Here is a 13,605-nt window from a genome sequence, read left to right as displayed (position 1 = left end):
GGACTATAGCGACCCGCCCGTGAGCCGGGCAACCGGGCGGATGATGTCGCGTGGCGAAGAGGGGGAACGGAAGCGTGGGGCCGCCTTGGGCCTTCAGTCCTGCTCCTCCTCCACGCACCGCCGGAAGGGGCCGAGCTCGGTCAGTACGGCCGAATCCTCCTCCACATGGGTGCGCTCGCGCTCCAGATACTGCGCGACGGCCCCCGCGAGGCCGGGGTGCACGATGTAGTGAGCGGAATAGGTGGCCTTGGGCAGATAGCCCCGCGCCAGCTTGTGCTCGCCCTGCGCGCCGGCCTCCACCACCTTGAGGCCGGTGGCGATCGCATAGTCGATGGCCTGATGGTAGCAGACCTCGAAATGCAGGAAGGGGTGGTGCTCCACCGCGCCCCAGTAGCGGCCATAGAGCGTCTCGGCGCCAATGAAATTCAGGGCACCGGCAATGTAGCGCCCGTCCCGCCGCGCCATCACCAGCAGGATCTGGTCGGCCATCCGCTCGGCGGCGCGCTGGAAGAACTGGCGGTTGAGATAGGGCGTGCCCCATTTGCGGCCGCCGGTGTCGAGATAGAACATGAAGAAGGCGTCGAAGGCCTCTTCCGTCAGGGTCTTGCCGGTGAGCCACTCGATGGAGATTCCCTCCGCGATGGCCTCCCGCCGCTCCTTCTTCAGCGCCTTGCGCTTGCGCGAGGCGAGTTCGGCGAGGAAATCGTCGTAGGTGGCGTAGCCCGAATTGGTCCAGTGGAACTGGCGGTCGGTGCGCTTGAGGAAGCCGAGGGATGCCAGCTCCTCCCATTCCTCCTCGGTGGAAAAGGTCACATGGGCCGAGGACGCGCCGCGCAGCCGCACCAGCTGCTTGATGCCGGCGCCCAGCGCCAGCCGGCCCACCGGATCGTCCGGGTCCTTCAGAAGGAGCCGCCGGCCGGTGACGGGGGTGAAGGGCACCGCCACCTGCACCTTGGGGTAATATTCGCCACCCGCCCGCATATAGGCGTCGGCCCAGCCCTGATCGAAGACGTATTCGCCGCGCGAGTGGGACTTCAGATAGGCTGGGCAGACCGCGGCGGCCTTGCCGTCCGGCCCGTCGAGCACGAGGTGCTGCGGCAGCCAGCCGGTGCGCGCGGCGGCGCAGCCGGATTCCTCCAGAGCGGAGAGGAAAGCGTGGCTCACAAACGGTTCGGGGCGGGCCGCCCCACCCGCCGCGCAGGCGTCCCATTCGGCCGCCTTGATCTCGGACAGGTTGGGCAGGATGCGGATGTGGGCGTCGGGCATCGAGCTTAAGTGTGCATTGCGGTAGAGCCTGACCACCGCGACAGGACGCCGCAGATTTACGCCCCTATCCCTGCGGCGTGAAGCCCTCGAAGACGATCTGGTCGGCCCCGGCCAGCGCGCGGGCGGCATCATTCGGGCTGCGAACCGTCCAGGCGGTCACGGGCACGCCCCGCGCGCGGGCCGCGATCAGGGCCGGATGCTCCAGATCGGTGAAGTGATAGGTGATGAAATCGTAGCCGCTGGAGGCATGGTGATCCATGTCCGCCAGCATCCGCGCGCGCTCGGGCGTCATGCCCGGCCAGTGGGCGCCGTCATAGCGGGCCTGGGCGATGATGCCGCGCGGAATGTGCGGCGCCTGGGCCTTCGCCTCGGCCAGCATCTGCGGGTCGAAGGAGATCAGCGCAACCTTGCCGCCATAGCCGTTGAGCACCTCCACCGCCCGCGCCACGAGCCGCGTGTCGCCCGAAAACGCGCTCTTGATCTCGATGAAGAGCGGCACCCGCCCGCCGACGCGGGCGAGGAAGTCGGCGAGCGTGGGAATCGTGTCCGGCGTGCCCGCCAGCGCCGTGCGCCCCAGTTCCGCAGCGCTGAGCGCCGAGACCGCGCCCTTGGCCGCCGTGAGGCGATCGAGGGTGAAGTCGTGGAACACCACGGCCTCGCCATCGGCGCTGATCTGAATGTCCAGCTCGATGGGATAGCCCGCGTCGGCCGCCGCCTCGGCGGCCGACAGGGCGTTCTCGATGATGCCGCGCGCCTTGTCGTGCAGGCCGCGATGGGCGACCGGGCGGGCGGTGATCCAGCTCAGGTCTCCCATGGTCCTCTCCGTTCAGGCGATCTCGACGATGGCTTCCACTTCCACCGAGGCATCGAAGGGCAGGCCGGAGACGCCCACGGCCGAGCGCGCATGGCGACCCTTGTCGCCCAGCGCCTCGACGAAGAAGTCCGAGCAGCCGTTGACGACCTTGGGATGGTCGGTGAAGTCGCCCGTGGCATTGACGAAGCCGACGAGCTTCACGATCCGCACCACCTTGTCGAGGTCGCCGATGGCGGCCTTCACCTGGGCGAGGATGTTGATGGCGCAGAGCTTCGCGGCAGCCTGTCCGGCTTCGATGCTGACGCCGGCGCCGAGCTTGCCGGTGGCGATCTTGCCTTCACCGTCGATGGAAACCTGCCCGGAAATGAACAGCAGGTTGCCGGTGCGCACCGCCGGCACATAATTGGCGATGGGCGGCTTGGGGCTCGGCAAAGTGATTCCGAGTTCGGCGAGCTTCTTTTCGACGGATGAAGTCATGATGGCCTCCTGCCATATGCAGCGCGCAATTAAGCCATCCTCTTCGCCGAAGAGCCGCGCCGGCGCAAGCAACGCGATAAGCGGGCGGCACGCATGCGTTGTCCGCGCCGGACGCCCGGAAGGAGTTGAGACATGACCAAGCATTTGCGCCTCGCCGCGGCGACGATGGCCGGCCTGTGGTGCTTCTCCGCGCTGCCCGCCGGCGCGGTGAACCTGCTGCCGCACAAGGCGACCTACCGCCTCTCCCTCGACGGCTCCAAGCCCTCGGGCCAGCTCGAGGAGATGAACGGCGAGATTCGCTACGAGATCACCGGCGACGCCTGCGCCGGCTACACCACCGTCACCAGCCAGCAGAGCGCCGCCTCCACCGGTGGCGAGCCGCTGCGGCAGACCGTCACCTCCAAGGCCTGGGAAGACGGCGCCGGCAAGACCTATCGTTTCCTGGCGACCACCCAGGGCGGCGACGACGACGGGCTGGAGCTTGAGGCCAATGTCGAGCGGCAGGAGCCGCCGGCCCTGCGGGTCGTCGTCACCAAGCCCGAGTCGGCCACCTTCACCCTCAAGGGCGACATCCTGATGCCCACCGAGCACGTGAAGAAGGTGCTGGCCGCGGCCGCGGCCGGGGAAAGCGTCTATCAGGCCAAGGTCTATGACGGCGCGACCGACCCGCAGAAGGTGTTCGACACGCTGGCCGTCATCGGCCGTCCCAGCACCGACGAGACCCGCCTCGCGGCGCCGGCCAAGGCGACGCTCGCCGGGCGCACCTTCTATCCCGTCACCATCAGCTATTTCGACGAGGGCGGCGTGGACCGCACGCCCGCTTATGTCATGAGCTTCTCGCTCTATGACAATGGCGTCGTCGGCAGCCTCAAGATCGACTATGGCCGCTTCGCCCTGGTCGGCGCCATGGCCTCGTTCGAGGCGCTGAACCCGCCCGGCGCCTGCACGGAATAGGCGCCCATGCGCTATGTCCATGTGATGCTGCGCGGGCGGGTGCAGGGCGTCGGCTATCGCGCGTGGTGCGCGCGGGAGGCGGCGGGGCGCGGTCTCCTCGGCTTCGCGCGCAACCGCCGGTCCGGTGCCGTGGAGGCGATTTTCGCAGGTCCCCCGGATGTGGTCGAGGCCATGCTCGCGGCGTGCCGCGCCGGCCCGGCCGGCGCCCGCGTCGATGAAATGCTGGTGCATGAGGTCTCCGAGGCGGCGCTGGCCGCCGGCGGGCGCGAGCGCTTCATCGTGCTCGAAACCCTCTAGTTTTCCCCGGCCGTTCCGGCATCGCTGGCCGCCGCAGCCCCGCGCCCCACGCGGTGGCGCAGCAGGCGGCACGCCGGTATAGAGGCGCTGATGAGGAGTGCCCCGTGACCGACACTTATCTCGACAGGGATGCGTCCGCGCCCGCAGCGGCTGGCGCGCAGGGGGCCGTTCCCTTCTGGGCCCGGCCCGAAGGCGTCGCCTTCATCGTCGGCCTCTGGATGGTGCTGCACGCGGTGATCGCGGTGGTGTTCGAGATCGCGGTGAACGCGGACGACGCCATCGAGAGCTACATGGTGCAGTCGCTGCAGCTGTCGTATGTCCCGCGTAACCCGCCGCTGTTCGACTGGCTCCTGTGGGCCCTGCAGCGCGTGCTCGGCGTCGGCACCGTGTCCTTCGCGGTGCTGCGCTACACGCTGCTGTTCGCCTGCGCCATGCTGGTCTACCGGGTGGCGCGGCGGATGATCGCCGATCCGCGGCTGCAGGCGCTCGCCACCTTCTCGCTCTCGTTCATCTGGGTGCTCGGCTATCACAGCCATCGCATCCTGACCCATTCCAACGTGATGATCGTCGCCATCGCCGGCGCCTTCCTCACGGTGATGGCTTTGAGCCGCCATCGCAGCCTTGGCCTTTATGCCGGGCTCGGCCTGTGGATCGCCGCCGGCACGCTCGGCAAGTTCGGCTTCGTGGCCTTCATCGGCGTGCTGGTGGTGGCCTGCCTGCTGGAGCCGACGTACCGGAAGGTGATTCTCGATCCCCGCCTTCTCGTCACGTTCGTGGTGGCGGCGGTGCCCCTCGGCATCTACGGCTTCGCCCTCTGGCACTACGGCCAGAACGTGGCCGAGGCCACGGCCCAGACCATCGGCATCACCGGCGCGGGATGGGACGCGGTGGTCTCCACCATGGTCGGCGCCCTGTTCGGCTATGTGCTACCTTTGGTGCTGGTCGTCGCGCTGGTGTTCCTTCCCTACAATCGCGGCGACGGGGCCACGCCCGACGCCCCCGAGCGGGGCGCGGCACGGCGCGTGCTGCGGTCCATCATCGTCATCGGCATCGTCGTCACTTTCGCTTCGACGCTGGCCATGGGCACCGCGAGCCTGCGCGACCGCTATTTCCACGTCTTCCTGCTGCTGCTGCCGGTCTATCTGTTCGCCGAGCTGGAACGGCTCGGCGGCTGGCGTCCGCGGGTGTGGATCTATCTCACCCTGCTGGCGGTGGTCAGCGGCGGCATCATGATCTCGCGGATGGTGGTGCCCCTGTGGCCCGATCCTCGGCTGTGCGGGCGCTGCATCGCGGCCGAGCCGCTCTACAAGCTCCAGGTGGCGGTGGCGAACAAGCTCGGCGACGCGCCGACCCTCGTGGCCGACGACCGCACGTCCGCCGGCCGGCTCAGGGCGGCCATTCCCGGCGCGCGGGTCGTCATCGTGCGCGAGAACCAGTACAGGCCGCCGTCCCGCCCCACCACCGGCTGCGCCCGCGTCACCGGCATCTTCAACGGCCTGCCCAAGCTGCTCCTGCCGCCGGCGGACCAAAATACCATCGAAGTGTCGGTGAAATGGTGGTCCCCGTGGATGAATCCCCACCGCTGGAGCGACTGGCAGATGACCATTCTCCCGCCGGACGATCCGCTGTGCCGGTGACGCCCGCGCCCGGCGGCCTCCAGATTCGCGAGGCCCGCACCGAGGACCTTCCCGCGCTGGTGGCGCTGTTCGCCTCCGACACGCTGGGCGGCCACGGCGACACAACCGCGCCCGAGGCGCAGGATCACTATCGCGCCGCCTTTGCCGCCATCGCGGACGATCCGCGGGCGCGCCTTTACGCGGCGGAACTGGATGGGCGTGTCGTGGGCACGTTCCAGCTGATGTTCGTGACCAGCCTGCCGGGGCGGGGAGCGAAGCGGGCGCTTATCGAGGCGGTGCAGGTGGACGAAAGCCTGCGCGGCCGGCGCATCGGCGAGGCCATGGTGCGCTTCGCCATGGAGAAGGCGGCTGCGGAAGGCGCGGCGACGCTCGCGCTCACCTCCAGCAAGCTGCGCACCGACGCGCACCGATTCTACCGCCGGCTCGGCTTTTCGAACTCCCACGAGGGCTTCAAGATCGTTCTGGCCTAGGAGGCGGGCGCCTTCGGTGGTCCCCCCTTGCCCCGACACCGGGGGGTGTCTACGTCTTACCGAAGCGGCGGCACAGGCCGCAGGGAGGGCATGATGGCCGCAGTCGAGTCTTCGCCGATCGAGCTTTATTACTGGCCGACGCCTAACGGCTACAAAATCAGCATCATGCTTGAGGAGTGCGGGCTTCCCTACACGGTGAAGCTCGTGAACATCGGCAAGGGCGACCAGTTCCAGCCCGACTTCCTCGCCATCTCCCCGAACAACAAGATGCCCGCCATCGTCGATCCCGACGGTCCCGGCGGCGCGCCCATCTCGGTGTTCGAGTCGGGTGCCATTCTCCAGTATCTCGGCCGCAAGACCGGGCAGTTCTACCCCTCCGACGAGCGCAAGCGGGTCGAGGTGGAGCAGTGGCTGTTCTGGCAGATGGGCGGCCTCGGCCCCATGGCCGGGCAGGCGCACCATTTCCGCATCTACGCGCCGGAAAAGATCCCCTATGCGGTCGAGCGATATACCAACGAGGTGCACCGGCTCTACGGCGTCATGAACACGCGCCTGAAGGACCGGGAGTATCTCGCCGGCGACTATTCCATCGCCGACATCGCCTGCATCGGATGGGCCAAGCTGTGGGAGCGGCAGGGCCAGCACATCGAGGAATTTCCCCACCTCAAGGCGTGGCTCGAGCGCGTGCTCGCCCGGCCGGCGGTGCAGCGGGGCCTTGCGGTGAACCAGGAGGAGCGCGCCAAGCACGACCTCTCGAAGGACAAGGAAGCCCAGAGCATCCTGTTCGGCCAGCGCGCCCGCACCTGAGGGCAACCCGGATCGCGCGACCTCGCGGACGTACCACACACGCCATTGGGGGGCGCGATGCAGAAGGATTTCCGGGCCGACCTCGCGCGCGCTGGGGCGTTGCATCGGGAGGGGCGCCTCGATCAGGCGATCCCCATCTACCGTGCGATCCTGCGCGACGCGCCGAATTCCTTCGAGGTCGCGCGCCTGCTCACGCTGGCGCTTCTCCAGTCCGGCCGGCCCAAGGAGGCCCACGCGGTCGCGCGCAAGGCGCGGGACGGCCACAAGTCCAATCCGCACGCCCAGCTCATCATGGGCGCGGTCTACCAGGCCGAGGAGAAATGGGACCGCGCCCTCGGCGCGTTCGAGAAATCGGCTGAACTCGATCCGGGCCTCTCGGAGGCCCACTATCTCGCGGCCAACACACTGGCGCGGCTCGATCGCCTCGAAGAGGCGGTGGCCCGCTATGACCGGGTTCTGGAGATCGACGCAAAATCGGTCGAGGCGCGGGCCAACCGCTCGGTTGCCTTGCAGCGGCTCGGCCGGGCGGAGGCCGCGCTGAAGGATCTCGACATCCTCATCTCGCAGCGTCCGGGAGAGGCGCGATTCTGGACGGACAAGGCGTCGACGCTCTTCGCGCTCGATCGCCAGAGCGAGGCGGCCAATGCCGCGACGCAGGCGATCCGGCTCGCCCCAAGGGCAGCGGAGGGCTACGTCATCAAGGGCCGGAGCCTCATGGCCAGCGGGCAGCTGCGCGAGGCGCGCGACTGCTTCCTCGCGGCCTTGGAGCGAGACCCCAAGGACATGAAGGCGCGCGAAGTGCTCGTTTTCGTGCTGCGGCATCTGGAGGAGTTTCCCGCCGCCCTCGCGCAATGCGACCTCGCGCTCGCGCAATCGCCCGAGGCAGCTCTTTTCCGTGAGCACCGGGCCGAGGTGCTCCGGGCGGAAGGCGATTTCGCCGCTGCGCTGGCCGATGTGGAGCGCGCCATCGCCATCGATCCCGGCCTTGCCCCGGCTCATGTGACGCGCGCCCGGCTGTTCGCCGACCTCGGCCGGACCGAGGAGATCCGTCCGGCCCTGGACGCAGCCCTTGAAGCGGATCCGCAGGAGCCCAACGGCCGTTTCATGACCGCGGCCGACGAACTCGCGCGGGGGCGCTGGGAGCGGGGATGGGCCGCCTACGAATCGCGCGAGCACCTTCTTCCGCCACCCTACCGGCCGCTGGATTTCATCCGGTGGGATGGGCAGGAGCGGCCGGAACTGCTGGTGGTCGTCGGTGAACAGGGCATCGGAGACGAGCTGCTTTTCGGCCGGCTGGTGCGGTTGCTGGCCGACGGCGGCATCCGCACGGTGCTGCTGACGCGTCCCGGGCTGGTGCCGCTGATGCGGAACCTCGACGCGCGCGTGACCGTGGTGGGCAACCTCTCGGAGATCGACACCACACAGCCGGGCGTGCGCTGGATTCCAGCCGGCAGTCTGCCGCTTCTGCTCCAGCCGGATCCCACGAAATGGCCGGCTGCGCCTTATCTAACGGCACCGGCCGATCGCATCGCGAAGTGGAGATGGGTGCGGGAGGAGGGGACGTTTACGATCGGCATCAACTGGCAGGGCAACCCGTCGCGCGCTGTCGACGTGGGTCGCTCCATTCCATTGGCGGCGTTCGAGCCGCTGGCCAGACTGCCGGGCGTCCGGCTCGTGAGCCTCCAGCATGGAGAGGGCACCGAGCAACTTCGGCAGGTGCCGTTTGCCGACTCGATCTTCCAGCTCGGCAACGGCTTCAACGCGGACGGTATTTTCCTCGATACGGTCGGCGTGCTCCACCACCTCGATCTGGTCGTCTCAAGCGACACGGCGCTGATCCACCTCTGCGGTGCGCGGGCCTTCCCTGCATTTGCGGCATTGCGGGCGGTGCCCGACTGGCGCTGGGGATATTCCGGCGAACGCAGCGTGTTCTTTCCCAGCGTGCGCCTGTTCCGGCAGACCAAAGCGGGAGACTGGGGAGGCGTGTTCGACGCGTTGGCGGCCGAGATTCGCGCCATGGTGTGAGTCCCCGTCCCTTGCACCCTTCTGGCCGCCCAAGGCGTGAGGGTTCCGATGCAGCCCCGCACGTTTGACGGGGAGAAGCTCGCATGCCGGTAGCCGGCACGCCTTGCAAAGGTCGCAGCGGTCCGGCATAGGAGGGGAGCGCTGGAGACGTGGCCGAGAGGCTGAAGGCACTCGTTTGCTAAATGAGCAGACCCCCAAAAGGGTCTCGAGGGTTCGAATCCCTCCGTCTCCGCCACTTGTTTTCGATAATGCGTTGGTATTGCACTCGTTTAGGGCTGGTGCGGGATGGTAACCCCACCCCTGACCCCATCTCGCGCAGTTCCTTCCGCTCGGATGGAGTTCTTCGGCCGCCATGGGCAGCCTACGGCTCGCCTCGGCCTGCCCCCTACTGGCGATTCCGATCATTCCCTATTTTCTCTCTCCATAGCCAGAAATTCCAGATATCCATAAATTTGATTATCGTTGTAATTTCAAATAGATAAATCCGGATTGGCTCAAATCTCGAAATTCGCTTGCGCTCCAGATAATGCCGCCTGCCTCCACTAGGTGCATCAGCCGGCTTCCCGTCTTGGGAAATTTCCTTGATTTTCCCAAATTGGGAAAGCATGATTCCTGCCATGAGGATCATCGCCCGCAGCACCCTCGTCGACTTCTGGGAACGTCATCCCGAGACGAGGGTGCCGCTGGAGCACTGGGAACAAGTGGCGAAGGCTGCCCGCTGGGCATCCATCGCCGACGTGCTCGCCACCTTCTCCAAGGCCAAGGCGCTGAATGGGGAGCGGGTGGGGTTCGAAATTCATGGGGGCGACTATCGCCTGATCGTCACCGTCAACTTCGGCGTGGGGATCGCGTTCGTGAAGTTCATCGGCACGCATGCCGAGTACGACCGGATCGATGCCCTGACCGTGTCGCAGTTTTGAGGAGGCCGATATGGAGATCAACCCTATCCACACTGACGCCGACCATGCGGCGGCCCTGGCGGAGATCGGGCGCCTGTTCGACGCCGCTCCCGGCACGCCCGAGGCTGATCGGCTGGATATCCTCGCGACTCTCGTGGAGCGCTATGAGGAGCAGCGCTGGCCTGTTCCGGAAGGCGATCCGGTGGAGATCATTAGATTTATGATGGAGCAGCGCGGGGAGGGGCAGGCCGGCCTTGCCCGCCTTTTCGGCTCCGCTTCGCGTGCGTCGGAAATCATCAACCGCAAGCGGGCGCTCACCATGGAGATGGTGCGGCAGCTCAACCGCGAATGGGGCGTCCCGGCCGAGCTACTCATTCGGCCATACGAACTGGCGGCGTGAGCAGCCATCGCAGCTTCGACGGCCGCCTTGACCATAGAATTTGATAAGAGGCTCACGCTCTGCACCTGCGCCGCCTTGGCGCTGTAGCCGGCCCCCGAGGTGCCTCCGGCAAATCAGGTTTTGACAGGTTTTCCGCTTCCCTGACCTTCGGAATCCTGGGGAGGTCGGCAGCCCTGTCCCTAGCATTTCCTAGCCCGCGGGCGGCCTCCACATCGGCCCACGCACGCTGTAGCCGACTCGGATCGCACGACGGAACCTTAAGAAATATCAAGAACCTCGCGCTCGGAGCGGGCATGCACATCTTGTCCGGACGTGCTTTGTCTCCTCGCAGGCGACCGTTCATCGCCAACAAATGTCAACAGGGCCGTCATCCCCACATTGCGGGTCGCCCTTAGCATTTATTAGCATCCGCCCATCTCGGTCGTCGCAAGAAGGCAGACCACGGCAATGCAATAGATCGGTCGCCGAGCATATTTTCGAAGCCACCTTGCACATCATCCATTGCCCGCTTGTGAGAAAATCGCCGGATTTACTGCAAAATCTTTACTCGGCCGCCCGCGCTTTCTGGGGGCCGCTATTGGCTGGAGAATGCCTGCCTCTACAAGCTCGGCACAGGCCGCATCCATGTTCGAACCTTCCCGAAGCGCTCCGCCAACAGCGTAACGACCCTTCGACGCGTTGAATGTTGGAAGCCGTTTCTCGTGCATGTGCCGGGCCAAGATCGCAGCATGCGTTTCAGCGACAGGGATTGACGCGTCGCCGAAGACGCGCTCGGCCATGGGCAGAAAATAGGAAGCCATCATTTCACAGGCTGTGGCCACGGCAGTTTCGCCGATGTTCGGCGGATCGTCCCACGATGCCTGTGGATCGGCTCCCCACCAGAGATGCGTCAACACGCACGAAAGGCGCAACGCATGGCCACGCGCCTTGCCAAGGGCGCTTTTCATGAGTGGAGACGCCTTGCTCTCCCGCACCTTGATCGTCTGGGCGAATCGCTCCAGCACCGCGATCGCGCCTTCTTCCAGCGGGAGAAGAACAGGGCTGTCCGGCAGTGGAGGCGCATTCGAGCACATATTGAGCCGACAGCACCGATTGACCACGCGTTCTGCTGGGCTTCGGTCGAATTTTTCGCGCGCGATCCGGAACCCGGCAACAGGGTCTGGCCAGCTCCAAAGAAACCGCGACACGAAGCCATCGTCCGCCCCCTTCAATAGCTCAGCTGCCTTGTCCGGCTGCAACGCGCCAATGATACCGATCGACAGATGCGGCACGCGGATGGGGTCGCCACTCTTTACGCGGTCAACGGTGAAGCTGCGGCCACCATAGGCTTCAAGGAAGAACTGGCGATCACTACCGCCGCCCCCGCTGTACCTGCCAAAGCTCGCGAAGAGGCCCGCCAGTTCGTCGCGGTGGAGGATCAGGCCGGCAGGGTTCTCTGCCGAGAGGGTGCCAAGCCGCTCCACCGTGCTGTCCCGGACCACGATGCGTTTCAGGAAAGGCCTTACGGGCTCGCGGAAGCCCTCTGGCAAAGCAACAGGGATGGCAGCGGCCAATTCAGGGCTGGCCCGCATTGCCTCGCGGGCCGCCCTTTTGTGGGCCTCCATGACCGCGTCGGCGGCGAGCTTGGCTTCCTCGTATTCACTGAGGCGATACCGATAGTCTGCCTCGAGGGAGGTCTCTTCCAGATTCAAGAGGCTCATGACCGCCGAAGACGCTGGAGACTTCCCCGACGAAGGATCGCCGACGAGAGCTGCGAACAAGGTGGGGGGCTCTTCCCATCCAGCGCCAGCGAGCGGGCGGCGGCGATTACCAAGGAGACCTCCGACCAGCGCCAAGAGCAAGACGGCCACATAGTCGATCGGCGCCCACGTCGCACGGGCTTGAGCCTCGGCCCAACGTGCTAGGTGGGGGCCAAGCCATTCGGGATGAAAGATCGGAGGCTTGCGGCGGCCTTCTCGCAAGAGGGAAAGGTCTGGTACTTCCCACGTGGCAGCCAAGGCTTCCGGCTCAATCACCTCGCCCGTCGTCGCGTCGTGGATCGTGCCATCGGCCGACACTGCGATTTCGCGGTTCAGCTCGACGGCCGCCGCCGCGATCTCCTCGTCGCGCTGGAACTCCTCCGGCACCTGCCGAGGCTGCCCCATGCCGCCCTTGCGTGCCGACGCGATCGTCCGCAGCACCGATCGGCGACCGTCGTCCTTCACCAGCCCGCACGCCTCGGCCGCCTGGACGAGCGCGCCATGGGCCACATCCTCGGCCACCCACCCCGCCGCGACGAGCTGGAAGACGGCGAAGGCAGACGTGTTCAACTGGTTGTTCCGGCCGCCCGTTCCGCATTGCTCCAGTGCTTTGATCTCGGCATCGAATGCGCTCTCTACCCAAGCACGCAGCCGGGGGTGGCCCATGTCGAGCGTGCGGACGGCGGTCAGGCTCGAATTTAAGACCTTGGGCAGAGAACTAGGAGCAATCGGAGCTGGACGTGGCTCCTCCTCCCGCTTGCCGGTAAGGATGTCGTGCAGCCAATCGGGCAGCTCTGGGGCATGCAGGATGTCGAGAGGATCGCCATCCGGAAACAGATACACCCCATCATCCCGCGTCGCATCGGGGGCGATCACATAGCCGCCGTCGCCGCGCACATCGATCGGGCATTCACTCTTGGGCGGCAGCGAACCCCGACTGTTGCCCAGCTTCTCGCCCGGCGGCTGCTTGAAGTAGAAGTGCCGGCCGCCCGAAGGCGTGTCCACCATGGGGCACTCCGGGACGCCACCATGTGGCTCCGCGATCCGCTCGAAGGCGGCAATGCCCTCGGCGCCGTCCGCATCCATGACGATCAGGCCAACCGCGCCCAGGTGTATGCCGGGCATCGCGTCGGGATGGGCCGACCACCAGCGCTGTACCCGGTCGATCTGGCCGGGCCGGGCCGACTTCCACGGCGTGCCGTGGAGCGGTTGCTTGTTATCGTCGCAGGGAAAGATCGCGAGCGAAGGCGCCAGCGCCAAGGCGAGCTTGGAGTTGGTTTGGATCGTGGCCGGATCGAATGGTGGGTGGAGAACGCAGCCCATCATGCCACCACGCACTGATGCCGATGGAAGCGGAGGCGCGAGCGCTCGCGCTGTCTCTTCGCCGCGACGGTGCGGGCCGCCCTGTCGAATTGCGCCTCGATCTGATCGATCTCAGGCTTGCGGGGGCGTGCCCATCGCAGCATCTGCTCGACGCTGATGCGCGCGCGGCCGAGCACAACGAATTCCTCACACCAGCGCTCGTTCCAGAACTCAAACGCCGAGAGGTGTCGGAAGCCCGGCAGTACGTAGTTGCGGATGGCGAACGTGCTCAAGATTTGCGCTGTCCGTTCATCATCCACAACGCCAACGTCACGATGGATTAGGAGAGCTGAGCATCGCTGCTGAAATTCTCCGGCACCCCGGATGGGGGTGATGCGCTCGTGGACCGTCCACTGCTCGAACCCAAGGTCGAGCATGATGCCAATGCGCCGTGAGTGTTCAGTATGATCGAGGGTTTCAACGTCAATAAAATTGACATCGGAATAGTCCGTTCGATC

Annotated in this window: 13 protein-coding genes and 1 tRNA gene; 9 read left to right on the top strand and 5 right to left on the bottom strand. The window is 66.3% G+C overall.

The features are described 5' to 3' along the window. Positions 1-93 precede the first annotated feature (93 nt). The 3 genes from ACE3QW_RS19180 to ACE3QW_RS19170 all read right to left on the bottom strand — a co-directional run bounded on the left by ACE3QW_RS19180 (position 94) and on the right by ACE3QW_RS19170 (position 2,557). Positions 94-1,266 (bottom strand): GNAT family N-acetyltransferase, encoded by a 1,173-nt coding sequence (locus tag ACE3QW_RS19180; RefSeq protein WP_374253297.1) that lies wholly within the window; start codon positions 1,264-1,266, stop codon positions 94-96. Positions 1,267-1,330: 64 nt separating this feature from the next. After that, complete coding sequence (locus ACE3QW_RS19175) at positions 1,331-2,080, bottom strand: glycerophosphodiester phosphodiesterase family protein (protein WP_374253295.1); 750 nt, start codon at positions 2,078-2,080, stop codon at positions 1,331-1,333. A 12-nt stretch (positions 2,081-2,092) separates the two neighbouring features. Continuing rightward, the gene (locus ACE3QW_RS19170; RefSeq protein WP_029558132.1) at positions 2,093-2,557 is read right to left on the bottom strand and encodes a RidA family protein; all 465 of its coding nucleotides are present in this window, start codon (positions 2,555-2,557) and stop codon (positions 2,093-2,095) included. Positions 2,558-2,689: 132 nt separating this feature from the next. On the opposite strand from ACE3QW_RS19170, the gene ACE3QW_RS19165 reads away from it, so the two are divergent. The 9 genes from ACE3QW_RS19165 to ACE3QW_RS19125 all read left to right on the top strand — a co-directional run bounded on the left by ACE3QW_RS19165 (position 2,690) and on the right by ACE3QW_RS19125 (position 10,046). Next, positions 2,690-3,511 (top strand): cell envelope integrity EipB family protein, encoded by an 822-nt coding sequence (locus ACE3QW_RS19165; RefSeq protein WP_374253293.1) that lies wholly within the window; start codon positions 2,690-2,692, stop codon positions 3,509-3,511. A 6-nt stretch (positions 3,512-3,517) separates the two neighbouring features. After that, entirely contained in the window at positions 3,518-3,808 is a 291-nt protein-coding gene (locus tag ACE3QW_RS19160; protein ID WP_374253291.1) for an acylphosphatase, read from the top strand. Positions 3,809-3,912: 104 nt separating this feature from the next. Continuing rightward, positions 3,913-5,445 carry an ArnT family glycosyltransferase gene (locus tag ACE3QW_RS19155; RefSeq protein ID WP_374253289.1) on the top strand — a complete coding sequence of 511 codons (1,533 nt, stop codon included), beginning with the start codon at positions 3,913-3,915 and terminating at the stop codon, positions 5,443-5,445. Further along, positions 5,436-5,915 (top strand): GNAT family N-acetyltransferase, encoded by a 480-nt coding sequence (locus ACE3QW_RS19150; protein ID WP_374253287.1) that lies wholly within the window; start codon positions 5,436-5,438, stop codon positions 5,913-5,915. The genes ACE3QW_RS19155 and ACE3QW_RS19150 overlap by 10 nt, the downstream gene beginning before the upstream one ends. Positions 5,916-6,008: 93 nt before the next feature. Next, positions 6,009-6,722, top strand: coding sequence for a glutathione binding-like protein (locus ACE3QW_RS19145; RefSeq protein ID WP_024279463.1), 714 nt, complete (start codon positions 6,009-6,011; stop codon positions 6,720-6,722). A gap of 57 nt (positions 6,723-6,779) precedes the next feature. Continuing rightward, entirely contained in the window at positions 6,780-8,747 is a 1,968-nt protein-coding gene (locus ACE3QW_RS19140) for a tetratricopeptide repeat protein (protein ID WP_374253285.1), read from the top strand. A 143-nt stretch (positions 8,748-8,890) separates the two neighbouring features. Then, positions 8,891-8,982: transfer RNA gene (locus tag ACE3QW_RS19135), tRNA-Ser, on the top strand. A gap of 382 nt (positions 8,983-9,364) precedes the next feature. Continuing rightward, positions 9,365-9,667, top strand: a complete 303-nt coding sequence (locus ACE3QW_RS19130; protein WP_374253283.1) for a type II toxin-antitoxin system HigB family toxin — start codon at positions 9,365-9,367, stop codon at positions 9,665-9,667. Between the two features lie 10 nt (positions 9,668-9,677). After that, positions 9,678-10,046, top strand: a complete 369-nt coding sequence (locus tag ACE3QW_RS19125; protein WP_374253281.1) for a type II toxin-antitoxin system HigA family antitoxin — start codon at positions 9,678-9,680, stop codon at positions 10,044-10,046. Positions 10,047-10,540: 494 nt separating this feature from the next. Here the strand turns inward: ACE3QW_RS19125 and ACE3QW_RS19120 are convergent, their stop codons facing one another. Then, complete coding sequence (locus ACE3QW_RS19120; protein ID WP_374253279.1) at positions 10,541-13,111, bottom strand: DUF3987 domain-containing protein; 2,571 nt, start codon at positions 13,109-13,111, stop codon at positions 10,541-10,543. Next, positions 13,108-13,605: hypothetical protein (locus ACE3QW_RS19115; RefSeq protein WP_374253277.1), on the bottom strand; the 498-nt coding region annotated here is incomplete at its 5' end. The genes ACE3QW_RS19115 and ACE3QW_RS19120, both read right to left, overlap by 4 nt.

Origin of the sequence: Xanthobacter sp. (assembly GCF_041911315.1) — a bacterium.
GTDB classification, from domain to species: domain Bacteria; phylum Pseudomonadota; class Alphaproteobacteria; order Rhizobiales; family Xanthobacteraceae; genus Xanthobacter; species Xanthobacter aminoxidans.
This window is presented reverse-complemented; position numbering and strand designations above follow the sequence as displayed.

Coding starts and splice junctions, on each gene's coding strand:
- ACE3QW_RS19160 (WP_374253291.1), top strand. CDS start 3,518: ATGCGCTATGTCCATGTGATGCTGCGCGGGCGGGTGCAGGGCGTCGGC.
- ACE3QW_RS19180 (WP_374253297.1), bottom strand. CDS start 1,266: ATGCCCGACGCCCACATCCGCATCCTGCCCAACCTGTCCGAGATCAAG.
- ACE3QW_RS19175 (WP_374253295.1), bottom strand. CDS start 2,080: ATGGGAGACCTGAGCTGGATCACCGCCCGCCCGGTCGCCCATCGCGGC.
- ACE3QW_RS19140 (WP_374253285.1), top strand. CDS start 6,780: ATGCAGAAGGATTTCCGGGCCGACCTCGCGCGCGCTGGGGCGTTGCAT.
- ACE3QW_RS19165 (WP_374253293.1), top strand. CDS start 2,690: ATGACCAAGCATTTGCGCCTCGCCGCGGCGACGATGGCCGGCCTGTGG.
- ACE3QW_RS19145 (WP_024279463.1), top strand. CDS start 6,009: ATGGCCGCAGTCGAGTCTTCGCCGATCGAGCTTTATTACTGGCCGACG.
- ACE3QW_RS19120 (WP_374253279.1), bottom strand. CDS start 13,111: ATGATGGGCTGCGTTCTCCACCCACCATTCGATCCGGCCACGATCCAA.
- ACE3QW_RS19125 (WP_374253281.1), top strand. CDS start 9,678: ATGGAGATCAACCCTATCCACACTGACGCCGACCATGCGGCGGCCCTG.
- ACE3QW_RS19130 (WP_374253283.1), top strand. CDS start 9,365: ATGAGGATCATCGCCCGCAGCACCCTCGTCGACTTCTGGGAACGTCAT.
- ACE3QW_RS19170 (WP_029558132.1), bottom strand. CDS start 2,557: ATGACTTCATCCGTCGAAAAGAAGCTCGCCGAACTCGGAATCACTTTG.